This is a genomic window from Streptomyces sp. NBC_01428 (assembly GCF_036231965.1).
Classification (GTDB): Bacteria; Actinomycetota; Actinomycetes; order Streptomycetales; family Streptomycetaceae; genus Streptomyces.
In genome coordinates this window covers 3,384,890-3,408,448 of sequence record NZ_CP109499.1, presented here as the reverse complement: position 1 = coordinate 3,408,448, position 23,559 = coordinate 3,384,890, and the positions used below count along the sequence as shown (strand labels likewise).

At 70.7% G+C, this 23,559-nt stretch carries 22 protein-coding genes and 1 riboswitch; of the genes, 10 read left to right on the top strand and 12 right to left on the bottom strand.

Translation table 11 applies throughout. From position 1 onward, the window contains the following. Positions 1-36: 36 nt before the first annotated feature. A riboswitch (cobalamin riboswitch) is annotated at positions 37-176 on the bottom strand. A 294-nt stretch (positions 177-470) separates the two neighbouring features. The 3 genes from mctP to OG406_RS14590 form a co-directional block, all read right to left on the bottom strand. Continuing rightward, the gene (mctP, locus tag OG406_RS14600) at positions 471-2,081 is read right to left on the bottom strand and encodes a monocarboxylate uptake permease MctP (protein ID WP_329186100.1); all 1,611 of its coding nucleotides are present in this window, start codon (positions 2,079-2,081) and stop codon (positions 471-473) included. After that, complete coding sequence (locus tag OG406_RS14595; protein ID WP_164371964.1) at positions 2,078-2,338, bottom strand: DUF3311 domain-containing protein; 261 nt, start codon at positions 2,336-2,338, stop codon at positions 2,078-2,080. Before OG406_RS14595 ends, mctP begins: the two co-directional genes overlap by 4 nt. Before the next feature lie 204 nt (positions 2,339-2,542). Continuing rightward, positions 2,543-3,307 (bottom strand): GntR family transcriptional regulator, encoded by a 765-nt coding sequence (locus OG406_RS14590; protein ID WP_081219342.1) that lies wholly within the window; start codon positions 3,305-3,307, stop codon positions 2,543-2,545. Positions 3,308-3,804: 497 nt separating this feature from the next. On the opposite strand from OG406_RS14590, the gene OG406_RS14585 reads away from it, so the two are divergent. The 4 genes from OG406_RS14585 to OG406_RS14570 all read left to right on the top strand — a co-directional run bounded on the left by OG406_RS14585 (position 3,805) and on the right by OG406_RS14570 (position 8,688). Then, on the top strand, positions 3,805-5,091 hold the full coding sequence (locus OG406_RS14585) for an extracellular solute-binding protein (RefSeq protein ID WP_164371965.1): 1,287 nt from the start codon (positions 3,805-3,807) through the stop codon (positions 5,089-5,091). A 145-nt stretch (positions 5,092-5,236) separates the two neighbouring features. After that, positions 5,237-6,226 carry a carbohydrate ABC transporter permease gene (locus tag OG406_RS14580; RefSeq protein ID WP_081219344.1) on the top strand — a complete coding sequence of 330 codons (990 nt, stop codon included), beginning with the start codon at positions 5,237-5,239 and terminating at the stop codon, positions 6,224-6,226. Continuing rightward, positions 6,223-7,098: a carbohydrate ABC transporter permease gene (locus OG406_RS14575; RefSeq protein WP_081219345.1), complete on the top strand. Its 876-nt coding sequence runs from the start codon at positions 6,223-6,225 to the stop codon at positions 7,096-7,098. Before OG406_RS14580 ends, OG406_RS14575 begins: the two co-directional genes overlap by 4 nt. Positions 7,099-7,107: 9 nt before the next feature. After that, a complete protein-coding gene (locus OG406_RS14570) occupies positions 7,108-8,688 on the top strand; it encodes a glycoside hydrolase family 3 protein (RefSeq protein WP_329186098.1) in 1,581 nt (526 codons plus the stop codon). Positions 8,689-8,785: 97 nt separating this feature from the next. Here OG406_RS14570 and nagB read toward each other — a convergent pair whose 3' ends face one another. Then, positions 8,786-9,571, bottom strand: coding sequence for a glucosamine-6-phosphate deaminase (nagB, locus tag OG406_RS14565; protein ID WP_164371967.1), 786 nt, complete (start codon positions 9,569-9,571; stop codon positions 8,786-8,788). Between the two features lie 589 nt (positions 9,572-10,160). On the opposite strand from nagB, the gene OG406_RS14560 reads away from it, so the two are divergent. Continuing rightward, complete coding sequence (locus tag OG406_RS14560; protein ID WP_164372010.1) at positions 10,161-11,627, top strand: sensor histidine kinase; 1,467 nt, start codon at positions 10,161-10,163, stop codon at positions 11,625-11,627. Between the two features lie 252 nt (positions 11,628-11,879). On the opposite strand, the gene OG406_RS14555 is transcribed toward OG406_RS14560, so the two are convergent. Beyond that, the gene (locus OG406_RS14555) at positions 11,880-12,137 is read right to left on the bottom strand and encodes a WhiB family transcriptional regulator (protein WP_006380970.1); all 258 of its coding nucleotides are present in this window, start codon (positions 12,135-12,137) and stop codon (positions 11,880-11,882) included. A 317-nt stretch (positions 12,138-12,454) separates the two neighbouring features. After that, the gene (locus OG406_RS14550; RefSeq protein WP_081219349.1) at positions 12,455-13,423 is read right to left on the bottom strand and encodes a diacylglycerol/lipid kinase family protein; all 969 of its coding nucleotides are present in this window, start codon (positions 13,421-13,423) and stop codon (positions 12,455-12,457) included. Between the two features lie 170 nt (positions 13,424-13,593). Between OG406_RS14550 and OG406_RS14545 the strand changes: the two genes are divergently transcribed. Next, positions 13,594-14,046: a hypothetical protein gene (locus tag OG406_RS14545; RefSeq protein WP_081219350.1), complete on the top strand. Its 453-nt coding sequence runs from the start codon at positions 13,594-13,596 to the stop codon at positions 14,044-14,046. 6 nt (positions 14,047-14,052) lie between these two features. Here OG406_RS14545 and OG406_RS14540 read toward each other — a convergent pair whose 3' ends face one another. From OG406_RS14540 to OG406_RS14530, 3 genes are all read right to left on the bottom strand, one after another. Then, complete coding sequence (locus OG406_RS14540) at positions 14,053-15,153, bottom strand: RNA polymerase sigma factor SigF (RefSeq protein ID WP_393631749.1); 1,101 nt, start codon at positions 15,151-15,153, stop codon at positions 14,053-14,055. 17 nt (positions 15,154-15,170) lie between these two features. Further along, the gene (locus OG406_RS14535) at positions 15,171-15,584 is read right to left on the bottom strand and encodes an anti-sigma regulatory factor (protein ID WP_081221804.1); all 414 of its coding nucleotides are present in this window, start codon (positions 15,582-15,584) and stop codon (positions 15,171-15,173) included. A gap of 285 nt (positions 15,585-15,869) precedes the next feature. Next, entirely contained in the window at positions 15,870-16,130 is a 261-nt protein-coding gene (locus OG406_RS14530) for a UBP-type zinc finger domain-containing protein (protein ID WP_164371969.1), read from the bottom strand. Between the two features lie 61 nt (positions 16,131-16,191). On the opposite strand from OG406_RS14530, the gene OG406_RS14525 reads away from it, so the two are divergent. Then, positions 16,192-17,787, top strand: a complete 1,596-nt coding sequence (locus OG406_RS14525; RefSeq protein ID WP_329190802.1) for a Na+/H+ antiporter — start codon at positions 16,192-16,194, stop codon at positions 17,785-17,787. Here OG406_RS14525 and OG406_RS14520 read toward each other — a convergent pair. From OG406_RS14520 to OG406_RS14510, 3 genes are all read right to left on the bottom strand, one after another. After that, positions 17,769-18,668: a 1-aminocyclopropane-1-carboxylate deaminase/D-cysteine desulfhydrase gene (locus tag OG406_RS14520; RefSeq protein ID WP_327411012.1), complete on the bottom strand. Its 900-nt coding sequence runs from the start codon at positions 18,666-18,668 to the stop codon at positions 17,769-17,771. The two genes, OG406_RS14525 and OG406_RS14520, sit on opposite strands and share 19 nt — an antisense overlap. A gap of 160 nt (positions 18,669-18,828) precedes the next feature. Then, positions 18,829-19,419 carry an N-acetylmuramoyl-L-alanine amidase gene (locus OG406_RS14515; protein ID WP_329186093.1) on the bottom strand — a complete coding sequence of 197 codons (591 nt, stop codon included), beginning with the start codon at positions 19,417-19,419 and terminating at the stop codon, positions 18,829-18,831. Positions 19,420-19,554: 135 nt separating this feature from the next. Then, positions 19,555-19,788, bottom strand: a complete 234-nt coding sequence (locus OG406_RS14510) for a hypothetical protein (protein ID WP_164371971.1) — start codon at positions 19,786-19,788, stop codon at positions 19,555-19,557. 210 nt (positions 19,789-19,998) lie between these two features. Between OG406_RS14510 and OG406_RS14505 the strand changes: the two genes are divergently transcribed. The 3 genes from OG406_RS14505 to OG406_RS14495 all read left to right on the top strand — a co-directional run bounded on the left by OG406_RS14505 (position 19,999) and on the right by OG406_RS14495 (position 23,544). Continuing rightward, a complete protein-coding gene (locus tag OG406_RS14505) occupies positions 19,999-21,405 on the top strand; it encodes a family 2B encapsulin nanocompartment shell protein (protein WP_164371972.1) in 1,407 nt (468 codons plus the stop codon). A gap of 220 nt (positions 21,406-21,625) precedes the next feature. Further along, on the top strand, positions 21,626-22,684 hold the full coding sequence (locus OG406_RS14500) for a family 2 encapsulin nanocompartment cargo protein polyprenyl transferase (RefSeq protein ID WP_164371973.1): 1,059 nt from the start codon (positions 21,626-21,628) through the stop codon (positions 22,682-22,684). A 227-nt stretch (positions 22,685-22,911) separates the two neighbouring features. Then, complete coding sequence (locus OG406_RS14495) at positions 22,912-23,544, top strand: GNAT family N-acetyltransferase (protein WP_329186091.1); 633 nt, start codon at positions 22,912-22,914, stop codon at positions 23,542-23,544. Positions 23,545-23,559 lie beyond the last annotated feature (15 nt).

The window sequence follows — 23,559 nt, the reverse complement described above, 5'->3', positions numbered from 1 at the left end:
CGCGAGGCCCGGACGTCGTCGGCACCCGGGCCGGGTGGCCGGGGTGCGCTGTCGGCAGGTCCTCGGACTGAGACGTGTGCGAGCACGTCCAATACACGAACACGCACAAGTACACCGTTGCGGGACAGTTCCGGATTCGCACCGGATTCCCCTGCGACGACAGCGAGCACGAGCATACATCTTGTGCCGGGCTCAGGGAGCACCCCCACATGTTGTGTCGTGTCGGTGCCGGAGAGCGCTACGGAGCGTGCCGGAGGGTCAACTCGTAGGTGAGCGGCCGGAGGTCGCCGGGCTCCGGACGCGCCGCCCACGCCGTCGCCGCACGGCCCCGTGACGCCGCCCGGCTCCCCGGTGCGGGCGCGCGGGCGGGGCCGTCGGACGGACACGGCGACGGGCCGCCGGATGCCCTCTCCGGCGGCCCGTGTCCGTGCGCGTCGCGCCCGCCCTGTTTCCAGGGCGGGCGCGTCGGGTCAGTGGCTCGCGTCCGCCGTGGCCGGCGGGAGTTCGGTCGCGACCCCGGCGTCGCCCGCGTCGGCCGTGTAGTCCTCGGGCGAGGTCTCGTCGATGCCGTCCGGCGCCTTCAGCGCCCGCAGGACGAAGGTGAGGACGACGGAGACGACCACGTTCATGACGAACGCCGTGAGGCCGATGTAGCCGATCTCCCCGATGCCGGGGATCTCCTTGGAGCTGCCGCCGAAGTGCTTCTGGGTCGGCGAGGCCACCCCGTAGGCGGCGAGCGTCCCGTAGACCATGCCGACCGCCCAGCCGCCCAGCAGCGCCCAGCGGTGGAACCAGCGCGTGAACAGGCCGCCGACCAGCGCGGGGAAGGTCTGCAGGATCCAGATGCCGCCCAGCAGCTGGAAGTTGATCGCGACGGTCTTGTCCATCGTCAGGACGAAGACCAGCGCGCCCACCTTCACCAGCAGCGAGACGATCTTGGAGACCCGGGTCTCCTCCTTCGGCGTCGCGTCCGGCTTGATGAAGTCCTTGTAGATGTTGCGGGTGAAGAGGTTCGCGGCCGCGATCGACATGATGGCCGCCGGGACGAGGGCCCCGATGCCGATGGCGGCGAAGGCCACGCCCGCGAACCAGTCCGGGAACATGGTCTCGAAGAGCTGCGGGATGGCGAGCTGGCCGTTCTGCACCTTCACGCCGGCCGCGATGGCCATGAACCCGAGCAGGGCGAGCAGCCCCAGCATCAGCGAGTACAGGGGCAGGATGGTCGTGTTGCGGCGGATCACCTCGCGGCTGCGGCTGGACAGCGTCGCGGTGATGGAGTGCGGATACATGAACAGCGCCAGCGCCGAGCCCAGCGCGAGCGTGGCGTAGGTCCACTGGCCCGCCGCGGGCGGGACGACCCCGCCGGCGCCGGCCGCCGTGTACTTGTCGCCGGCCGCCTTGAAGATCTCGTCGAAGCCGCCGAGCTTGATCGGGATGTAGATGATGGCCACCGCGATCACGATGTAGATCAGGGTGTCCTTCACGAACGCGATCAGCGCGGGGGCCCGCAGACCCGAGGAGTAGGTGTACGCGGCCAGCACGCCGAAGGCGATGAGGAGCGGCAGGTCCTTGACGAACCAGTTGGTGTTCTCGCCGCCGCCCACGCCCATCACGTCGAGGACGGCCTGGATGCCGACCAGTTGGAGCGCGATGTACGGCATGGTCGCGAGGATGCCGGTGACGGCCACGGCCAGCGACAGGCTCTTGGAGCCGAACCGGCCGCGCACGAAGTCCGAGGTCGTCACATAGCCGTGCTTGTGGGAGACCGACCACAGGCGGGGCAGGAACGTGAAGATCAACGGGTACACGAGGATCGTGTAGGGCACGGCGAAGAAGCCGGCCGCGCCCGCCGCGTAGATCGCCGCGGGGACGGCGACGAAGGTGTACGCCGTGTAGAGGTCGCCGCCGAGCAGGAACCAGGTGACCCAGGTGCCGAACGACCGCCCGCCCAGGCCCCATTCGTCGAGGCTGTGTTCGTTGTCGGCCTTGCGCCAGCGCGCGGCCAGGAAGCCCATGACCGTGACGGCCAGGAAGAAGAAGATGAAGACGCCCAGAGCGACGCCGTTCACACCGTCGTTCATGCTCCGGTCCCTCCCTTGGCCGCGCGGGCCCGCTGGTCACGCCGCCAGAGCTGGTGCGCGGTCACCGTCAGCACCGTAGAGAGGAGCACCCACAGCATCTGGTACCAGTAGAAGAACGGGATGCCGATGAAGGTCGGGTCGGTCTTGGCGTAGGAACCGACCCACAGCATCGCGACGAAGGGCGCGACGAGGCAGAGCGCGATCACCACGCGGACCGGTGTCACCACCGGTGGTTTCACTTCGGGCAGGTCTGACATACGGCGGCTCCGTCCCCTCGCGATCACCTGTGTAACGCGCAGGCAATCTAGGCGACGGTTCAGCTTTAGGGAACCCCTGCTCGGAGCGCCGGTGTGGAGGCTTGGTGTGCGTGCCGGACGGCGCCCTCGGGGGACGGCGGGACCGCCGGGCGCGGTCCCGCCCCCGGTGGCCCGTGCGGGCGGCGGCGCGCCGCCCGAACTCGCTCAGTCCGTAGGCCGCTTGAGGCGCGCGACGAACTTGTACCGGTCGCCGCGGTACACCGACCGCACCCATTCCACCGGCTCGCCCAGCTTGTCGAGCGAGTGGCGGGAGAGCATCAGCATGGGCAGGCCCACGTCGGTGCCGAGCAGTCCGGCCTCGCGCGGTGTGGCCAGCGAGGTCTCGATGGTCTCCTCGGCCTCGGCGAGATGGACGTCGTAGACCTCGGCGAGCGCGGTGTAGAGAGAGGTGTACTTGACGAGCGAACGGCGCAGGGCGGGGAAGCGCTTGGCGGACAGGTGGGTCGTCTCGATCGCCATCGGTTCGCCGCTCGCGAGGCGCAGCCGCTCGATGCGCAGCACCCGGCCGCCGGCCGAGATGTCGAGCAGGCCGGCGAGCGCGTCGTCCGCGGTGATGTAGCCGATGTCCAGGAGCTGAGAGGTGGGTTCGAGACCCTGGGCGCGCATGTCCTCGGTGTACGAGGTGAGTTGGAGCGCCTGCGACACCTTGGGCTTGGCGACGAAGGTGCCCTTGCCCTGGATCCGTTCGAGGCGGCCCTCGACGACCAGCTCCTGGAGCGCCTGCCGCACGGTGGTGCGCGAGGTGTCGAACTCCGCGGCGAGCGTGCGCTCGGGCGGCACGGGTGTCCCGGGCGGAAGGGTCTCCGTCATGTCGAGCAGGTGTTTCTTGAGACGGTAGTACTTGGGCACGCGCGCGGTACGGATGGGCGCCCCACCCTCGTTCTCCGCACTGCTGACGTCGGTGCTCATGCTCCGCCTTCCCGGCTCCGGATGCCGAAGCGACCGACGTTCCGTCGGTCACGGCTCACATCGTGGCACGGCTTCTCGTGCGAGTGTCCCCCCGCACGCTCCGTGATCCCCTCTATATACCGTCGGTGTTCCTGTTGGTCTAGTCCATCGCGCGGGCGTGATCGTGCGCGCGGCGGTACGGACGGGCCCCGTGACGCGGTCTCCGCGGACGTACGGGCGGGTCACCCGGGGTGTGCCGGCGGTTCGGCCGCCGTCTCCCGGTGGTTCCCGAACGCCCCCGCCATTTATGCCGCTTACCTACTTAAAGGTCCTTGCATATGTAGGTCCCATAACGGCCGACTGGACGGGCTTACACACCCTTGACACCCCTCTAGGTCTAGGCCAAGCTCCCCGTACTGGTCTACACCATTGGTCCAGTCCCGGCCCCACGGGCGGTCACACGTCGTATGTCACCGCGGGGGAGCAGGGGGGTTTGTGGCATCCCTGAGGAGGGTGGCGTGAAGCGCAAGCTGATAGCCGCGATCGGTATCGCGGGCATGATGTTCTCCATCGCGGCGTGCGGGGACAGTGACGACAAGTCCGGGGGGTCGGACAAGGCCGGGGACACGAAGGCCCTGACGGTCTGGCTCACGGTCGACGCGCAGAACAACTGGCCCGAGCTGGTCAAGGCGGCCGACGCGGCCATCAAGGCGAAGCACCCCGGCATCAAGATCAACCACGAGTACTACGGCTGGCCGGACAAGAACACCAAGCTCGACGCCGTCCTCGCCACCGACAAGGTGCCCGACGTGGTCGAGATGGGCAACACCGAGATGCTCGGCTACATGGTCAAGGGCGCCTTCGCTCCCCTGGACACGTCGAAGCTCGAGAACTCGGACGCCTGGCTGGACGGCCTCAAGGCCTCCGTCACGTACGACGGCAAGACCTACGGCGTGCCGTACTACGCGGGTGGCCGCGTCGGCAACTGGCGCAAGGACATCGCGGCTTCGGTCGGCGTGAAGACCCCGCCGAAGACGTACGCGGAACTGACCTCCGCCCTGGACAAGATCCAGAAGAAGGAGGGCAGCAAGTTCAGCGCCTGGTACCAGCCCACCCGTGACTGGTACGCGGCCATGTCCTTCGTCTACGACGCAGGCGGCTCCATCGCGAAGGAGGAGGGCGGCCAGTGGAAGGCCAACCTCTCCTCGCCCGAGTCGGTCAAGGGCCTCACCGAGTTCAAGAACGTCGTCGACAAGTACATGCACGGCGACAAGACCAAGGACGAGTCCGACCGTTACATCGTCTACGGCCAGGGCAAGTCCGGCATGATCTTCGGTGCCGCCTGGGAGGGCGCGACCGCCGAGGACCCGAAGAGCGACAAGACCGGCAAGCTCAAGGGCAACCTCGAGAACTTCGTGATGCCCGGCCCGTCCGGCAAGAACCTCCCGGTCTTCCTGGGCGGCTCCGACCTCGCCGTCCCGGTGAAGTCGAAGGCGCAGGCCGTCGCCGCCGAGTGGATCAACGCGTTCACCGGCGCCAAGGGCCAGAAGGGCCTGATGGCCAAGGGCAACCTGCCGAACAACAAGACCGACCTCGCCACCCTGAAGAACGACCCGAAGACGGTCGTCCCGGCGACGGCGGCCGAGTCCAACTGGTTCGTCCCGATGGCGCCGGGCTGGGGCCAGGTCGAGAAGGCCCAGGTCCTGCAGACCATGCTGCAGAGCATCGGCACCGGCAAGAAGTCGGTCGAGGACGCCGCGAAGGAAGCGGACGCCAAGATCGACAAGGTCATCAACACCAAGTGACCTGAGAGCAGGGCCCCGTCGGTCCTCCGTCACGGAGGGGCGGGGCCCTGCCTGCCGTACGGCCCGGCCCGGGGGCACGCCCCATGGGCCCGGCCGTACGGGCCTTCGCCTTCGTACGACCTGAGGGACCGCTGAGGAGCGCGCGATGAGTGCCGCAGACACGACCACCCCTGCCAAGGTGCCGCCACCGCGGCAGGCGCCACCGCCACCGGCCGTCCCGCTGGCACCGCGCAAGCGGCGCACCTCGGGCGGACCGGCGACACCCTGGGCCCTGCTCGCCCCCTGCCTGCTGATCCTCGCGCTGGTCCTCGGCTACCCGCTGGTCCGCCTGGTCACACTCTCGTTCCAGAAGTTCGGGCAGTCCCAGCTCTGGGGCTTCCAGCCGGCCGAGTCCGTCGGCTTCGACAACTTCAGCAACGTGCTCGGCGACAGCGAGTTCTGGGCGGTCGTCGTCCGGACGATCATCTTCGCGGGCGGCTCCGTCATCTTCACGATGGTCGCCGGCATGCTGATCGCGCTGCTCCTCCAGCGGGTCTCCGGCTGGGTGAAGACGCTCATCAACATCGTGCTGGTGGCCAGCTGGGGCATGCCCATCATCGTCGCCACCACGGTCTTCAAGTGGCTCTTCGACTCCGACTACGGCATCTTCAACGCGCTGCTCAGCAAGCTCCCCGGCGTCGACATGATCGGCCACAACTGGTTCGCCAGCGGTCCGCAGGGCCTGGCCGTGATCATGCTGCTGGTCGTCTGGGGCGCGGTGCCGTTCGTCGTCATCACGCTCAGCGCCGGACTCACCCAGGTGCCCGCGGAGCTGGAAGAGGCCGCGCGGCTCGACGGAGCCGGCTCCTGGGGCGTCTTCCGCTACGTCACGCTGCCGATCCTCAAGCCGATCATCGTGATGCTCACGACCCTCTCCGTCATCTGGGACATGGGCGTCTTCCCGCAGGTCTTCGTGATGCGCGGCGGCCACCCCGAGGCCGAGTTCCAACTCCTCACCACGTACTCGTACGACCGCGCCTTCGTCGTCAACGACTACGCGCAGGGATCGGCGATCGCCCTGCTGACCGTGCTGCTCCTGCTGGGCGTGGTCGCCGTGTACATGCGTCAGATGCTGAAGATCGGAGAGGTCGAATGAGCGCCGTCGCCACGCCCGGGCGTGCGTCCGCCGCGGGGCGGAAGTCCTCGGGTCCCCGCAAGTCCAAGCTCGGCTGGAACCTGCTCGGCCTGCTCGTCTTCCTCACCGCGGGCTTCCCGGTCTACTGGATGTTCAACACGGCCTTCAAGCCGGCCAAGGACGCCATCGACCCCGACCCCAGCCTGTTCCCCACCGGCCTCACGCTCGACAACTTCCGCCGCGCGCTGGACATCGCCGACTTCTGGGGCCCGGTCGGCCGCAGCCTCGTCGTGTCCGTCTCGGTGGTCGTGGTCGGCATCATCGTGGGCATGCTGGCCGCGCTGGCCATCTCCCGCTTCGCCTTCCGCGGCCGCAAGGTCGTGATCGTCGGCATCCTCGCGGTCCAGATGGTCCCGCTGGTCGCCATGATCATCCCGGTCTTCCTGCTGCTGAACGACCTCGACCAGTACGACAAGCTCTCCGGCCTGATCATCACCTACCTGACCTTCATCCTCCCCTTCACGGTGTGGACGCTGCGCGGCTTCATCGTCAACATCCCGAAGGAGCTGGAGGAGGCCGCGATGGTCGACGGGTGCAGCCGCACCGGCGCCTTCATGCGCGTCGTCTTCCCGCTGCTGGCCCCGGGCATGGTGGCCACGTCCGTCTACGCGTTCATCCAGGCCTGGAACGAATACCTCTACGCCCTGATGCTGATGAGCCAGAAGAACCAGACCGCCACCGTCTGGCTCGGTAATTTCACCACCAAGCACGGCACCGAGTACGCCCCGATGATGGCCGGATCCACCATGATGGCCGTGCCGATCGTCGTCCTGTTCCTCCTCGTCCAGCGCAAGATGGCCGCGGGTCTGACCGCGGGCGCCGTGAAGGGATAACGCCACCCGATGACGACATTCGCCAGCGGTACAGACACCCTGACGCGCGACGCCCTCACCGTGCTCCAGCCCGGTTTCACCGGAACCACGGCTCCGGACTGGCTGCTGCGCCGCCTCGGTGAAGGTCTCGCCTCCGTCGGCCTGTTCGGCCGCAATATCGCATCACCCGATCAACTCGCCGCGCTGACAGCTCAGTTGCGGGCCGAGCGTGACGACGTCCTCGTCGCCATCGACGAAGAGGGCGGCGACGTCACCCGCCTGGAGGTGCGCACCGGTTCGTCGTTCCCCGGCAACCACGCGCTGGGCGCCGTCGACGACGTGGCGCTCACCGAGGCCGTCGCCCTCGAACTCGGCCGCAGGCTGGCCGCGTGTGGGGTGAACCTCAACTGGGCGCCCTCCGCCGACGTGAACTCCAACCCCTCCAACCCGGTCATCGGCGTACGGTCCTTCGGCGCCGACACCGACCTGGTGGCCCGGCACACGGCCGCCTACGTCACCGGCCTCCAGGCCGCCGGCGTCGCCGCCTGCACCAAGCACTTCCCGGGGCACGGCGACACCGCGGTCGACTCCCACCACGCACTGCCCCGCATCGACGCGGACCTCTCGGTCCTCCAGACGCGCGAACTCGCCCCGTTCCGTGCCGCGATCGCCGCGGGCAGCCGTGCCGTGATGAGCGCCCACATCCTGGTCCCGGCCCTGGACCCGGACCGTCCGGCCACCCTCTCCCGCCGCATCCTCACCGGCCTGCTGCGCGAGGAGCTCGGCTACCAGGGACTCATCGTCACCGACGGCATGGAGATGCAGGCCATCGCCGCCACGTACGGCATCGAGCGCGGCAGCGTGCTGGCCATCGCGGCCGGCGCCGACGCCATCTGCGTGGGTGGCGGACTCGCCGACGACGACACTGTGCGCCGCCTGCGGGACGCCCTCGTCGCCGCCGTCCGCGCCGGCGACCTCGCCGAGGAACGCCTGGCGGACGCGGCGAACCGGGTCCGCGCGCTCGCCGAGTGGACGGCCGCGGCCGCCGCGGCCTCCCGCTCCCACACGAATGGCTCAAACGGTTCGAACGCGTCGAACGGCTCGGGCGCCCGGACCGTCACCGTCGGTGCGAGCTCCGCGGGTGGCCCGGCCGGTTCCGACAGCACCGCGGACGTCGGCCTGGTCGCCGCCCGGCGCGCGCTCACCGTGACCCGCTCCGGGGCCTTCTCACCGCTGACCGAGGCGCCCTACGTCGCCGCGCTCACCCCGGTCGCGAACATCGCGGTCGGTGACGAGACGCCCTGGGGCGTGGCCGCCGAACTGGCCCGGCTGCTCCCCGGCACGGAGACCGGCAGCTTCACCGGCGAGGACGCCGGCTCCTCGGCCCTCGCCGCGGCCGGCAGCCGCCCGGTCGTCGCCGTGGTGCGCGACGAACACCGGCACCCTTGGATGGCGGCGGCCCTCGACACGCTCCTCGCGGCCCGCCCGGACAGCGTTGTCGTCGAGATGGGCGTTCCCCAGTCGGTGCCCCGCGGCGCCCTCCACATCGCCACCCACGGCGCCGCGCGCGTCTGCGGCCAGGCGGCGGCGGAGGTCATCGCGGGGGAGTAGCCGCGCGGGCCCTCGGGCCGGACATGCCGGTGCCCGGTCTCCCCAGGGGGGACCGGGCACCGGCATGGGTACGTCCGCCGACCGCGGGTGACAGGCTCTAGATGCCCTGCCAGTCCGGCTTGGCGGCGAAGGTGGCGCGGAAGTAGTCCGCGAGCTTCAGCTTGGACGCGGCGGCCTCGTCGACGACGACCGTCGCGTGCGGGTGCAGTTGCAGCGCGGAGGCCGGGCAGATCGCCGCGACCGGCCCCTCGACCGTCGCCGCCACCGCGTCCGCCTTGCCCTCACCGGTGGCGAGGAGCACGAGGTGGCGCGCCTCCAGGATCGTGCCGATGCCCTGGGTGATGACGTGGTGCGGGACCTGCTCGATGTCGCCCTCGAAGAACCGCGCGTTGTCCACCCGGGTCTGCTCGGTCAGCGTCTTGATGCGGGTGCGCGAGGCGAGCGACGAGCACGGTTCGTTGAACCCGATGTGCCCGTCCGTGCCGATGCCCAGGATCTGCAGGTCGACCCCGCCCGCGGCGGCCAGCGCCGCGTCGTAGGCCTCGCAGGCGGCCTGGACGTCCGCCGCGGTGCCGTCCGGGCCCATGAACGCGTCCATGCCGAGCCCCAGCGGTTCGAGCACCTCGCGCCGCAGCACGGAACGGTAGGACTCGGGGTGCTCGGCCGGCAGCCCCACGTACTCGTCGAGCTGCGCCACGCGCGCGCCCGAGGCGTCCACGGCACCGGACCGCACGGTGGCCGCCAGCGCCTCGTAGATGGGCAGCGGCGTCGAGCCGGTGGCCACGCCGAGCAGGGCGTCGGGCTTGCGCCTGAGCAGCTCCGCCATGGCCTCGGCGATCAGCTCGCCGCCCGCCTTGGCGTCCGGGACGATGACAACTTCCACGCTGGGCCTGCCGATCTGGAGAGGGGACTCAACTGGAACCCGAAGGGGGACACGTGTGGTATAGACCAATCTAGCAGAGCGGCACCCTCCCGTCGTCCTCCCTGCTCGTCCCGGACGGGGCAGCGGCACCCCGGACGCGCAGGCCCGCCCGGCCACGGCATCCGCCGATCCCGCCCGTTCACGAACCGAAGCGGGCTAGTCTGATGGACGGTCGCGGGTGTTTGAGAAGCGGACGACAACAAACATCCGCGGACGCATGGACAGCGAACACATGGACGCAGGACCATGGTCTAGTCCACAATGCTTTGAGAAACTGAACAAGCCTCCGTCTTCCCCGCACAGGAAGGCGGACCGAGGAACCGGCGCTCTCTGCCCTGACTGCTCCGGCTCCTCTCTTCGGCCAGATCGGGACCGCACACCCCGTGGCCGTTGTTGCTCCGGGCTGCGGTGCCGGGAGGGTTGAGGGTCCCTCCCAGGCGCCGCGGCCCGCGGGTGTCTCCGGGGCCGTACGCGCTGCTCCCGAGCCCGCTGCGGGCGGCTGACCGGGGTCCGGGCGGATCCGCCGGGTACGCTCGCACACGTGCCCTCCATGAACGACCTCGTACGCCAGCACACCGCTCTCGGTGACTCCGATCTCGAGTGGCTGCATCTGCTGGTCTCGGAGTGGCAGTTGCTCTCCGACCTCTCCTTCGCCGACCTCGTGCTGTGGGTTCCCACGCGCGACGGCACCCGCTATGTCTCGGTCGCCCAGATGCGGCCGAACACGGGCCCGACCTCGTACCAGGACGACATGGTCGGCCATCTGGTCCCGCGCGGCCGCCGGCCCCTGCTGGACGCGGCGCTCGACGAGGGCCGGATCGTGCGCGAGGGCGACCCCGAGTGGCGCGAGGAGGTCCCGGTCCGCGTCGAGTCCATTCCGGTGCGGCGCGAGGGCCGCGTCCTCGGTGTCATCGCCCGCAACACCAACCTGCTCACCGTGCGCACCCCGAGCCGCCTCGAGCTGACGTATCTGCAGAGCGCCTCCGACCTCGCCCAGATGATCGCGGCCGGCACCTTCCCGTTCCCCGACCAGCAGGTCGACATGGACGCCTCGCCGCGGGTCGGCGACGGACTGATCCGCCTCGACGCGGACGGCGTCGTCCAGTACGCCTCTCCGAACGCGCTGTCCGCCTACCACCGGCTCGGCCTCGCCGCCGACCTGGTCGGCCACAACCTCGGCTCCACCACCGCCGAACTCGCCCCGTCCCGCGGCCCGGTGGACGAGGCGCTGGCCAAGGTCGCCAGCGGCTGGGCGCCCCGCGAGTTCGAGATCGAGAGCGCCGAAGGCGTGATCCAGCTGCGGGCGATCCCGCTCAAGCCCAAGGGCACCCGCGTCGGATCCCTGGTGCTGCTCCGGGACGTCACCGAACTGCGCCGCCGCGAGCGCGAGTTGATCACCAAGGACGCCACCATCCGGGAGATCCACCACCGGGTGAAGAACAACCTCCAGACGGTCGCCGCCCTGTTGCGGCTCCAGGCCCGGCGCATCGACTCGGAGAGCGGCCGGGAGGCGCTGGAGGAGGCCGTGCGCCGGGTCGGTTCCATCGCGATCGTGCACGAGACGCTCTCCCAGAACCTGGACGAGCGGGTCGAGTTCGACGAGATCGCGGACCGGGTGCTCGCCATGGTCGCCGAGATCTCCCCCGGCAAGGTCACCGGCCGGCGCACCGGACGCTTCGGCATCCTGGACGCCGAGGTCGCCACCCCGCTGTCCATGGTCCTCACCGAGATCCTCCAGAACGCGCTGGAGCACGGCTTCCGCGAGGGCGACCGGGGCACCGTCGAGGTCTCGGCGGTCCGCGGCGGCACCGCCAAGGAGGCCCGCCTGCTGGTCACCGTCCAGGACGACGGGGTCGGACTGCCCGAGGGCTTCGACCCGCACCGCTCGGGCAACCTCGGCCTCCAGATCGTACGGACGCTGGTGGAGGGCGAGTTGGGCGGCACGTTCGACATGGTCGCCGCCCCGGAGCGCGGCACCCAGGTGATCCTGGACCTTCCGGTGCGCGTGCCCAAGTAGCCGATCGCCACACGATCCGCACAACTGGCCCCCGAACGGCGGCAGTCGACGACCGCTCGGTCGGTCACTCAGGGTGACCCTCTGCGGATGCGGGCCATCTGCGCACAGCAATGAGCCCCGGACCACAAGTGGTCCGGGGCTGAAAGCTCGTTGCAATCAAGCGCATCGGGGTACTGCGCGCTGCGGCTCGGGGGCGGGAGATGCGTACACGCTGTACGCGCCGCCAAGCTCAGGCTCGTGCGGGGTGGAACGTCAGGCGGTGGCCTGACGAGCTCGGTTGCGGGCGGCACGGCGCTTCATTGCGCGGCGCTCGTCCTCGCTGAGGCCACCCCAGACGCCGGAGTCCTGGCCGGACTCGAGCGCCCACTGCAGGCACTGCTCCATGACGGGGCAGCGGCGGCAGACGGCCTTGGCTTCCTCGATCTGCAGCAGCGCAGGACCGGTGTTGCCGATGGGGAAGAAGAGCTCGGGGTCTTCCTCGCGGCAAACGGCGTTGTGACGCCAGTCCATGGCTGCTACCTCTCCTTGGTATTACATGCACGTTGCTTGTGAATGTGAACGCTTTCACGAATCCCTCAACAAGTGAAGGGCCGACGACCAGACGGACTGGTGTGGTCCTTGATGTGAGGAGGGGTTCCGGTGCTCTGTGGGGCCGATGTTGCGGGCCGTCCCGAGCGCCACGTAGAGACTCGCAAACCTCAGCGGCGGATACAACCCCTTCTGGAAAGTTTTTTTTGATTCCTCGGTGTCGACTAGGTCACAGCCGTACTTCCATGGGGTGGACCCTGGTCTAAACGTTCGAGTGAAAGGACTTTGGGCCCTTCCGCTCACACAATCACACGCAGTGCACGGCGTACGCCTGTGAACGTCACGCTGGTTCGCAGTCCGAGGTGGTCGCCGTCCATCTGGAGGGGCAGCGGGGCCTTCGAATGCAAGGTGAAGTCCGTCAGGTCGTGCAGGGAGAGGGCGTGCTTCCCGCGGGGTCCCCGGTCGGGGGACGAAGTGAGCAACTGGGTGGCATACCGGGCAACCGAGGCCGTCGACATGCGGCTGAGGCCGAGTACGTCGAGCCCCGTATCGAACGAGGCCTTAGGCGACGCGTACACCGGACGATTGCCGAGAAACGTCCACGGCGCGGTGTTGCAGATGATGGAGAGCACCAGATCGGTCACCGGGTCCGCGCCGGGGCGCTCCAGTGTGATCGTTCCGTGCCGGCGGTGCGGTTCGTCCAGAAACTGCCGCATCACCTGGCGGAGATACAGCGCATGCGTCGACCGCCGGCCGAGCTCGCGCTGCTGCTCGACCCGGCCCACCACTCCCGCGTCGAAGCCGAGCCCGGCGCAGAAGGTGAACCAGCGGGAGGGGACGGCCTCGTCCTCCGTGCCGGGGGTCCCTGCGGCGAGGCCGAGGCCCACGGTCCGCTCCCGTTCCTCGCGCAGGGCGTCCAGCAGGGCTCCGGTCGCCTCCACGGCGTCGTTCGGCAGACCGAGCGCCCGGGCGAAGACATTGGTGGAGCCGCCGGGGACGACAGCGAGGCGGGGCAGGGCGTCCGGGTCGGGGCCCCGGTGCAGCAGACCGTTCACGACCTCGTTGACCGTGCCGTCCCCGCCGAGGGCCACGACCAGGTCTATCTCGTCGCTGTCGGCGGCCTGCCGGCCGAGGTCCCGGGCGTGCCCGCGGTACTCGGTGGTCACGGCCTCCAGCTTCATCTCGCTGGCCAACGCATGGATCAGGACATCACGCGTGCGCGCACTTGTGGTGGTTGCTGCCGGATTGACCACGAGAAGTGCACGCATGCGATGCAGCGTACCTACTGGGTGGTACTCGGCCCAGACCGAGGTAGGGGTCCGGTAAGAGACCCGGGCGTGAGCCGGGCCACAGCGCACCGCCCGCCGGGCCTTCCCCGCAGGGGAACGGCCGCCCCCGGGGCGGCCGGCGGTCCGGGGCCGACGGCTACTCTTCAGGAGTGAGCCGAGAGCAGAACCCCACCCCCGACGCCCCCCTCGCCGAACCGCGCCCCGGACGGCTGACCGCCGCCGCGGCACTGGCCGCGCTGGAGGGACTCGCCCTCGTGGCGGGCGGCGTCTACATCCTCGTCCTCGGCCTCACGGGCGACCCCGACGACCGGCAGCAGGCCGTCACCGGCGGCGTCACGCTGATCGTGCTGGCGCTGCTGCCGCTGCTGGCCGCGCGCGGACTGCTGCTGCGCCGCGGCTGGAGCCGTGGCCCGGCCGTCATCACCCAGGTCATGGCCCTGCCCGTCGCCTACAACCTGCTGCGGGCCGACAGTGTCGCGATCCCCGCGGGCATCGTCCTCGCGGTCGTCGCGGTGGCCGCCCTGGTGCTGCTGGTGAACCCGGCAACGACGAGGGCCCTCGGTATCCGAGGGCCCGGCGGCGACGTACAGGAAGAGAAGTAGCGGCTCTCACTCCTCGACGAGGAGCTTCTCCCGCAGCTGGGCCAAGGTGCGGGCCAGCAGCCGGGAGACGTGCATCTGCGAGATGCCGACCTCCTGCGCGATCTGCGACTGCGTCATGTTGCCGAAGAAGCGAAGGAGCAGGATCCGCTTCTCCCGCGGCGGAAGGTCCTCCAGCAGCGGCTTGAGCGACTCCCGGTACTCGACGCCTTCCAGCGCCTCGTCCTCCGCGCCCAGGGTGTCCGCGACCGCGGGCGACTCGTCGTCCGTGTCCGGGACGTCCAGGGACAGCGTGGAGTACGCGTTCGCGGACTCCAGGCCCTCCAGGACCTCCTCCTCCGAGATGGCCAGCTTCTCGGCCAGCTCGTGCACCGTCGGGGACCGGCCGTGCAGCTGGGAGAGCTCCGCGGTGGCCGTGGTCAGGGCCAGCCGCAGCTCCTGGAGGCGGCGCGGGACGCGGACCGCCCACCCCTTGTCGCGGAAGTGACGCTTGATCTCGCCGACCACCGTCGGCGTCGCGTACGTCGAGAACTCGACGCCGCGCTCCGGGTCGAAGCGGTCGACCGACTTGATCAGGCCGATCGTCGCGACCTGCGTCAGGTCGTCCAGCGGCTCACCGCGATTGCGGAACCGGCGCGCGAGGTGCTCCACGAGCGGCAGATGCATGCGGACCAGCTGGTTGCGCAGCTCCGCGTACTCGGCGCTGCTGTCCTGCATCTTGCGCAGCTCGACGAACATCGCCCGGGCCGCGCTGCGGTCCTGCGGGTCGTGCCGGATGTGCTGGGCGCTCGGCCCGTGCTGCGTGCCCTGCACGCTCTGCTCCGCGTCTCGCTCGTGCTCGCTCATAGTCCCGCCCGTCACCATTCCCCGAGCCCGCGGCTCTTCCCCCATGACCTCGGCACCGCGCGGACCGGGAGAACCTCCCCGGACGGGGGAGACCCCGGACTGCGCGGCGCCGGCCCCGCTGGTCACCTCGCCGGCGCCGCCCTCCGGATGCTGCCGGGCCTGCTCGGGGATGCCGTCGACGCCGTCCGCCGTGTGCCGCGACCCGTCCGGGCCGTCGGCGCGCTCCGCGGGGGGCTCCCGTGTGCCGCGCTCTTCGTCCCGCACCGGCCCGTCCCCGTCCTTCACGCCGGCCCGGGTCCCGCGCCGCGCTGTTTGTAGAGACTGATCGAAACGGTCTTGTCCTCGGCGACGGTGGATTCGACCTTGCCGGCCAGGGCCGACAGTACGGTCCACGCGAACGTGTCCCGTGACGGAGCGTGACCGTCGGTGGTCGGAGCGGAGACCGTGACCTCCAGTGAGTCCTCGATGAGCCGGAAGACACAGCTGAGGACGGAGCCGGGAACGGCCTGCTGCAGCAGGATCGCGCAGGCCTCGTCCACCGCGATGCGCAGATCCTCGATCTCGTCGAGGGTGAAGTCCAACCGGGCCGCCAGCCCGGCCGTGGCCGTGCGCAGTACCGACAGGTAGGCACCCGCGGCCGGCAGCCGGACTTCCACGAAGTCCTTCGTCGCGGGCTCGCCTGCGATCTGGGACACCCTCACCTCCATGGTGGTACAAGCTCATTCGAGCTCTCTCGGGGGCCGAGGGTCGCCCCCCGGGGTAACGCGCTACGTCGTGCAGCGGTGACGCTACCGCGCTCCCGTCTTTCCTGTCCTGGGGACCCCGTCCCTTGCTGTCACTCATAGTAAGCCCACGAGCACGGACAGTGGCTAGGGGTCTGCGGGGCCCAAATCGGAAGAGCGCGCGCCGGGTTGACGTACCCAGGCGTCAGACGGTCGAACCGTCCCGGCTTTCGGCCACGCGCCCGCCTCGCGCACGGCTCAGACGAGCACGTGGTCCACGAAGCACCAGCGCCAGCTCTCCCCCGGCTCGAAGGTGCGCATGATCGGATGTCCCGTGTCCTTGTAGTGCTCTGTCGCGTGCCGCAGAGGTGAGGAGTCGCAACAGGAGAGGTGCCCGCACTCCAGACACAGCCGAAGCTGTACCGGGTGCGTGCCCGCGGCCACGCACTCCAGGCACGTGTCGCTCTCGGGCCGGGGTTCCTGCTGCGGCAGCGCGTCGGTGTGCGTGCACTGTTTCATGATTGCCAGGTTACGTCGGGTGTGCGGCATGCCGCGCGAAAACGAGGGCGGGCGGAAGACGATGCACGTATTGCCACTGCTGTTGCTGGTTGCCGGGAGCGCGGCGGTCGCCGGGGCCGCCCGCCGTACGCCGGTCCCGGCGCCCCTGCTCCTCGTCGCGGCGGGCCTGATCGTGTCGTACATCCCCGGTGTTCCGCCGTACGAACTCGACCCCGACATCGTGCTTCCGCTGCTGCTGCCCCCACTGCTGTACACGGCGGCGACCGACAGTTCCTACCTTGACCTGAGGGCCCAGTTGAGGCCCGTGGCCCTGCTGTCGGTGGGCTACGTCCTGTTCGCGACGCTCGTCGTCGGCTGGGCGGCCTACCTCCTCGTGCCGAGCCTCCCGCTGACCGCGGCGCTCGTGCTGGGCGCGGTCGTCGCGCCGCCGGACGCGGTGGCCGCGACCGCGGTGGCGCGCCGGGTGGGGCTGCCCTCCCGGATCACCACCATCCTTCAGGGCGAGTCCCTGGTGAACGACGCGACCGCGATCACCGCCTTCAAGGTGGCGCTCGCGGCGGCCGTCGGCGAGGGCGCCACCTGGGCGGGCGGCATCCGGGAGTTCCTGCTCGCGGCCGTCGGCGGCGTGGTGGTCGGGCTCGTCCTGATGATCCCCATCCACTGGCTGCGCACCCACATCAACGAGGCGCTGCTGCAGAACACGCTCTCCCTGCTGATCCCCTTCGCCGCCTACGGCGTCGCCGAGTGGGTGGACGCCTCCGGCGTGCTCGCCGTCGTGGTCGTCGCCCTCTACCTCGGCCACCGTGCCTGGGAGGTCGACTTCGCGACCCGGCTCCAGGAGGAGGCGGTGTGGAAGATGGTCGCGTTCGTCCTGGAGTCCGCGGTGTTCGCGCTCATCGGCCTGCAGCTGCCGGTCGTCCTCAAGGGCCTCGGCGCGTACGAGGGAACCAGTGCCGCCTGGTACGCGATCGCCCTCTTCGTCGTCGTCGTCGCGACCCGGTTCGTGTGGGTGTACCCCGCCACCTTCCTGCCCCGCATCCTCTCGTCACGCATCCGCGAGCGGGAGGACAACCCGACCTGGAAGGCGCCGTTCGTCATCGGCTGGGCGGGCATGCGGGGTGTCGTCTCGCTCGCCATCGCCTTCTCCATCCCGCTCACGATGCACGGCGGCGAGGCCTTCCCCGGCCGCAACCTGATCCTCTTCCTGACCTTCACGACCGTCATCGGCACCCTCGTCGTCCAAGGGCTCACGCTGCCCCCGCTGATCCGGCTGCTGAAGCTGCCGGGCCGCGACACCCAGGCCGAGACACTCGCCGAGGCCAACGCCCAGGCGCAGGCCTCCCAGGCTGCCGAACAGCGCCTCGACGACCTCCTCACCGACGAGCGCAACGCGCTGCCCCCGCCACTCGCCGAGCGGCTGCGCTCGGTGATGGAACGGCGCCGCAACGCCGTCTGGGAGCGGCTCGGCGCGGTCAACCCGGTCACCGGGGAGAGCGCCGACGACACCTACCGCCGGCTCTCCCGCGAGATGATCGGCGCCGAGCGCGAGGTGTTCGTCAGGCTGCGCGACCTGCGCTACATCGACGACGAGATGCTGCGGACGCTGCTGCGCCGGCTGGACCTGGAGGAGGCCGCCGCCTACCGCGAGGCGGCCTGAGGCGACGCCCCGGCGGCGGGGAACGGCGCTCCGGTGATCACCGCCGCGATCGTCGTGCCGCGCGGGAACGCGCCCTCCTCGGTCAGGGCGACAAGTCCGTACAGCATCTTGGCGACATAGAGACGTTCCACCGGCAGGCCGTGCCGCTGCCCGAAGTCCTCGGCGAAGGCGTCGAGTTCGGGGGTGGTGCGGGCGTAGCCGCCGAAGGTGAAGCGGTCGTCGAGGGACCAGGTGCCGCGCCGGCCGCCGAACGCCGCTGTCTGGAGCGACTCCGTCTCCGCGCCGAGGAAGCCGCCCTTGACGACCGGGACACCGAGGGCGCGCTGGTCCGGGGCGAGACCCGCGGCCAGCCCCGCGAGGGTGCCGCCGGTACCGCAGGCGAGCGCGGCCACGTCGACGCCGTGGCCGCGCAGTTCCTCGCCGAGCGCCCGGCAGCCGCGCACCGCGAGGGCGTTGCTGCCGCCCTCCGGGACCACGTACGCGTCCTCGGTTCCCGTGGCGCGCAGGATCTCCGCCAGGATCTCCGGTTCCGACGTGCGACGGTAGGTCGATCTGTCGACGAAGTGCAGACGCATGCCGTCGGCGGCGCAGCGGGCGAGCGACGGGTTGAGAGGCCGGTCGGCCAGCTCCTGGCCGCGGACCACGCCGAGGGTGGGCAGACCGAGGAGCCGGCCGGCCGCGGCGGTGGCCCGCAGGTGGTTCGAGTACGCCCCGCCGAACGTGACCACGGTGCGGCCGGCCGCCGCCGCGAGGTTCGGCGTCAGCTTGCGCCACTTGTTGCCGACGAGGTCCGGGTGGATCAGGTCGTCCCGCTTCAGCAGCAGCCGCACCCCGTGGCGGGCGAACCGCTCGTCCGCCGCCTCCCGCAGCGGGGACGGCAGCCGCGGCGCGGTCCCGAGCGGTCCGAGCGTCGAGGACCCGCCGTATCGCGGGCCGCCGGAGCGGGACGGCACGGCGGCGGCGCCGGTCTCCGGGGTGTCGGGGCTGGTCACCCGCTCATTGTCGGACACCTGTCCGGAGACGGCCCGACGCGGGGCGGGGCTACTTGAGCAGTTCGCGGACGCGGCCGCGCAGGGAACTCATCGTGAACCCCCTCGGGTCCACCTTGCCCGGCTGCCACTCCAGGTGGCCGATCACCGAGCGCTCGGTCCAGCCGTGATGGCGGCAGATGGCGGCGCACACCCTGGCCACGGCCGTCAGCTGGGCCTCGGGCCACGGGTCCTTGCCGTCGCCGAGGTTCTCGCACTCGAAGCCGTAGAAGTGGCGGTTGCCGTCGGTGTTCGCCTCGTTGTCGTGCGGGAGGGCCTTCTCGGCGATCACCGCGCGCAGGACGTCGTCGTCGCCGAGGCCCGCGTGGTTGGCCCGGCCGTACCCGACGAGATGGACGACGCCGTCCTTCGTGATGACGCCGTGGCACAGCGGACCGGGCAGGTCCTCGCGTCCGTCACGGCACAGTCCGACCGTGCGCGCGGCACCCGAGGTCACCGTGTGGTGGATCATCACGCCGTGCACCGGACCCCACGGTCCCTTGTGGTTGCGGTTGTGATGTCTCCAGTCGCCCACCTCGACGACCTGGACGTCCTCGTCCCTGATCCGGTCCAGGAAAGTGCCCGCGGACATGGGCGATGCCATGGCCGCCTCCTTCGCGCTGCGCGCCGGCCGCCTCGCGCGGCCGTCTCGTATCGCAGCTTGTATCGCCGACGCGGCCGCCGGACCCACCCGTTCGCACAGCGAGCGAGCCGATCCGGTCAGCGGCGCGGGATCCGGTCAGGAGTGGAGGAAGCCGTCCCCGTGGACGGTGATGTGGCTCTCCAGGGTCTGGAGAGCCTGCTGGGTCGCCTCGGGGGAGCCGGTGCCGTGCCGCTCCGCGTAGTACGCCGCGCCGAGTCTCTTCAGGAGGTCGGTGCCCGCCCGCTGGGCCTGCACGTCGTCCAGCTTCTGCTTGCCCTGCGTGAGGCCGCGCTGCGCCTGTTCCTTCGCGCGGTCCAGAAAGCCTGCCACTGCGATCTCCCGTCGTCGTCCGTCAGTGATCAAACGGACGGCCGGAGGCGGGAGTTCCCCGGCCGACGCGCGGTGGATCCTCGACAGAATCACTCTCCCTGCCCAACTCGCGGGTGATCCATTCCCCCTCATTCGTGTAATAGCACCGGCACGCTCCGTGATGGAAGGCTTGCTCCCGAAGATCAGTGCACGACCGGGAGGGCAATTTTCATGTCGGTAGGCGAAGAGGTCCGCGCGGAGCAGAACCGTCCGCAGCAGAGTCTCGGCACATCAGCCGCGCGGAACCTGGCCACCACCACCAAGTCCGCGCCACAGATGCAGGAGATCAGCTCGCGGTGGCTGCTGCGCATGCTTCCGTGGGTGAACGTGCAGGGTGGCACGTACCGCGTGAACCGGCGGCTCAGCTACTCCGTGGGCGACGGCCGCGTGACGTTCGTGAAGACAGGGGACCAGGTCCAGGTCATCCCCGCGGAACTGGGCGAGCTGTCCGTCCTGCGGTCGTACGAGGACCAGGAGGTGCTGGCCGAGCTCGCGGCCCGGTGCCAACAGCGCGAGTTCGTCCCGGGTGACGTACTGGCCTCGTTCGGCAGCCAGGCCGACGAGGTGTTCCTGCTGGCGCATGGCAAGGTCGAGAAGATCGGCACCGGCCCCTACGGGGACGACGCGGTGCTCGGCGTCCTCGCCGACGGCGCGTACTTCGGGGAGCAGTCCCTGATCGACCCGGAGGCCATCTGGGAGTACACGGCCCGCGCGGTCACCTCGGTCACCGTGCTCACGCTGCCCCGCCAGGACCTCGAACAGGTCGCGGAGCGTTCCGAGTCCCTGCGGGAGCACCTCCAGGAGCTGCGCGCGATCCCGGCGCAGCGCCAGAACAAGTACGGCGAGAAGGAGATCGACCTCGCGGCCGGCCACACCGGTGAGCCGGACATCCCCGGCACCTTCGTGGACTACGAGGGCAGCCCGCGCGAGTACGAACTGAGCATCGCCCAGACCGTCCTGCGTCTGCACACGCGCGTGGCCGACCTCTACAACCAGCCGATGAACCAGACGGAGCAGCAGCTCCGGCTCACCGTCGAGGCGTTGAAGGAGCGCCAGGAGCACGAGCTGATCAACAACCGGGAGTTCGGCCTGCTGAACAACTGCGAATACGACCAGCGGCTCCAGCCGCACGACGGCGTGCCCAGCCCCGACGACCTGGACGAGCTGCTCAGCCGCCGTCGCGGCACCAAGATGCTCCTCGCGCACCCGCGGGCGATCTCCGCGATCGGCCGCGAGTTCAACAAGCGCGGACTCGTTCCCGAGAGCATCGAGATGGCGGGCAACCGCATCCCGACCTGGCGCGGCATCCCGATCTTCCCGTGCAACAAGATCCCGGTCACGGACGCCCGGACGACCTCGATCATCGCCCTGCGTACGGGCGAGGCCGAGCAGGGTGTGGTCGGGCTCCAGCAGGCGGGCATCCCGGACGAGATCGAGCCGAGCCTGTCGGTGCGCTTCATGGGCATCAACGAACAGGCGGTCATCTCCTACCTGGTGACGGCGTACTACTCGGCCGCGGTGCTCGTGCCGGACGCCCTCGGCATCCTGGAGAACGTCGAGATCGGCCGCTGGCGGTGACGTTCCGCACGGCGGACCCCGGCGCGCGCCCGCCCCGCGGGGCGGGCGCGCCCGGGGAACGCCCGCCCGGCGTCCGTGACGGCGCCACGATCAGCCCGCTCTCCGAGACGACCGCGGGGGAGACCGCATGACGACGGGGACGAAGCAGGGTCCGGCCGGTATCCCGAACAGGCGGCCTCCGGCCGGGATCCCGGACACGCGAAGCGCCGGCGGGAGGTCCATGGGACGACACGGTGAGCGGCGGGCCGTGCCGGGTCCGTCCGACGGGCAGGAGGCCGCGGACGTCCTGGAGCGTGCCCGGGCGCTGGTCGACCCCGAGCTGCGCAGGGCCATCGACTCGCTGCCCGGGTCGATGCGCAGGGTCGCGCTCTACCACTTCGGCTGGGAGCACGCGGACGGCACTCCGGCCGCGGGCAACGCGGGCAAGGCCATCCGGCCCGCGCTCGTCCTGACGGCGGTCCGCGCGCTCGGCGGACAGCAGGCGGCGGCCGTCCGGGCCGCCGCGGCGGTGGAGCTGATCCACAACTTCACCCTGCTCCACGACGACGTGATGGACCGCGACACCACCCGCAGACACCGCCCCACCGCGTGGACCGTGTTCGGCGACGCCGACGCGATCCTGGCCGGGGACGCCCTGCAGGCGCTGGCGCAGCAACTGCTCGCCGAGGACCCGCACCCCGCGTCCGCGGCGGCGGCCGCCCGGCTCGCGGGCTGCGTCGTCGAACTGTGCGCGGGACAGCACACGGACACGGCGATGGAGAAGCTCGGTCCGGACGAGGTCACCCTCGACGAGTGCCTCGCCATGGCCGAGGCGAAGACGGGCGCCCTCATCGGGTGCGCCTGCGCCCTCGGAGGGCTGTACGCCGGGGCGGACGCGGAGGACGTCGACGCGCTCGACGCGTTCGGCCGGGAGGCCGGGCTCGCGTTCCAGCTCATCGACGACGTGATCGGGATCTGGGGGGACCCGAGCCGCACCGGCAAGCCCGCCGGGGCGGACCTCATCGCCCGCAAGAAGTCCTTGCCCGTGGTCGCCGCGCTGGGGTCGGGCACTCCGGCGGCCGGCGAGCTGGCGGAGTTGTACGGAGCGCCCTACCGGGAAGGAGAGCTGGAGCGCACGGTGCTCGCGGTCGAGCGGGCGGGCGGGCGTGACTGGGCGCAGGCCCAGGCGGCGGACCGGATGGCGCGGGCGATGCACGAACTGTCCCGGGCGGTCCCCGAACCCGAGGCGGCGGGAGGTCTCCTCGCGCTCGCCGAGTTCGTGACCCGGCGCAGCAGCTGACCGGCCCCGGCCGGCGCACGACCCCGGAGCCCCGGGCACCGTACGGAACCTGACCACCGTACGGTGCCGGACTCCGGTGAGCGGGTCCCGCACATCCCCACGGCGTGCGGGGCCCGCGCCTCTCTTCCCGGCCAGCGCCCGGGGGAGGCCCGACCCGGCCCCGACCCGCGTACTAGGCTCAACCTCCGTACGATCAAGGGCGGTTGGGGCGAGGGGCGGGACAGGTCATGGGTGTGGCGATCCGGGTGGCGGACGACGGCGACCGGGAACTGGTCGTCCGGCTGCTGGACGAGGCGTTCCAGGACGATCCGGTGAGCGGCTGGGTCTTTCCCGATCCGGCGTACCGCCGTGCCACCCACCACAGGCTGATGGCCGCGTTCACCGACATCGTGCTCGCGGAGGGCCGGGTCGACCTGGCCGAGGACGGTTCCGCGTGCGCGCTGTGGCTGTACGTCCCGGCCGAGGACCACGACGGTGCGGACGGTGCGGGCCAGGAGGACGAGGACGGCCCCGCGCAGCTGCGCGCCGCCGTCGACCCGGACAACGAACGGGTCGAGCTGATCGGCCGGCTCACCGCGGACGCCCACCCCTCCGGCCGCGCGCACACCTACCTCTGGATGATCGCGGTGTCGCCGGAGCGCCAGGGTGAGGGACTCGGCAGCGCGCTCATGGAGCCGGTGCTCGACCGCTGCGACCGCGAGGGTCTCGCCGCCTACCTGGAGGCGAGCAACGCCCGCAGCCGCGCCCTGTACGAGCGGCTCGGCTTCGTCGTCACGGGCGGCCCGCTCGCCCTGCCCGACGGCCCGAGCATGTGGCCGATGTGGCGCGAGCCGCGCACAGGACAGCGGGACGCGAGCTAGGCCCGGTCCTCGGCC

What these genes read in the sequence shown, in the direction of transcription:
- mctP (WP_329186100.1), bottom strand. Translation starts at nt 2,081, where the DNA reads ATGAACGACGGTGTGAACGGCGTCGCTCTGGGCGTCTTCATCTTCTTC.
- OG406_RS14595 (WP_164371964.1), bottom strand. Translation starts at nt 2,338, where the DNA reads ATGTCAGACCTGCCCGAAGTGAAACCACCGGTGGTGACACCGGTCCGC.
- OG406_RS14590 (WP_081219342.1), bottom strand. Translation starts at nt 3,307, where the DNA reads ATGAGCACCGACGTCAGCAGTGCGGAGAACGAGGGTGGGGCGCCCATC.
- OG406_RS14580 (WP_081219344.1), top strand. Translation starts at nt 5,237, where the DNA reads ATGAGTGCCGCAGACACGACCACCCCTGCCAAGGTGCCGCCACCGCGG.
- OG406_RS14575 (WP_081219345.1), top strand. Translation starts at nt 6,223, where the DNA reads ATGAGCGCCGTCGCCACGCCCGGGCGTGCGTCCGCCGCGGGGCGGAAG.
- OG406_RS14570 (WP_329186098.1), top strand. Translation starts at nt 7,108, where the DNA reads ATGACGACATTCGCCAGCGGTACAGACACCCTGACGCGCGACGCCCTC.
- OG406_RS14560 (WP_164372010.1), top strand. Translation starts at nt 10,161, where the DNA reads ATGAACGACCTCGTACGCCAGCACACCGCTCTCGGTGACTCCGATCTC.
- OG406_RS14555 (WP_006380970.1), bottom strand. Translation starts at nt 12,137, where the DNA reads ATGGACTGGCGTCACAACGCCGTTTGCCGCGAGGAAGACCCCGAGCTC.
- OG406_RS14550 (WP_081219349.1), bottom strand. Translation starts at nt 13,423, where the DNA reads ATGCGTGCACTTCTCGTGGTCAATCCGGCAGCAACCACCACAAGTGCG.
- OG406_RS14530 (WP_164371969.1), bottom strand. Translation starts at nt 16,130, where the DNA reads ATGAAACAGTGCACGCACACCGACGCGCTGCCGCAGCAGGAACCCCGG.
- OG406_RS14525 (WP_329190802.1), top strand. Translation starts at nt 16,192, where the DNA reads ATGCACGTATTGCCACTGCTGTTGCTGGTTGCCGGGAGCGCGGCGGTC.
- OG406_RS14515 (WP_329186093.1), bottom strand. Translation starts at nt 19,419, where the DNA reads ATGGCATCGCCCATGTCCGCGGGCACTTTCCTGGACCGGATCAGGGAC.
- OG406_RS14505 (WP_164371972.1), top strand. Translation starts at nt 19,999, where the DNA reads ATGTCGGTAGGCGAAGAGGTCCGCGCGGAGCAGAACCGTCCGCAGCAG.
- OG406_RS14500 (WP_164371973.1), top strand. Translation starts at nt 21,626, where the DNA reads ATGGGACGACACGGTGAGCGGCGGGCCGTGCCGGGTCCGTCCGACGGG.
- OG406_RS14495 (WP_329186091.1), top strand. Translation starts at nt 22,912, where the DNA reads ATGGGTGTGGCGATCCGGGTGGCGGACGACGGCGACCGGGAACTGGTC.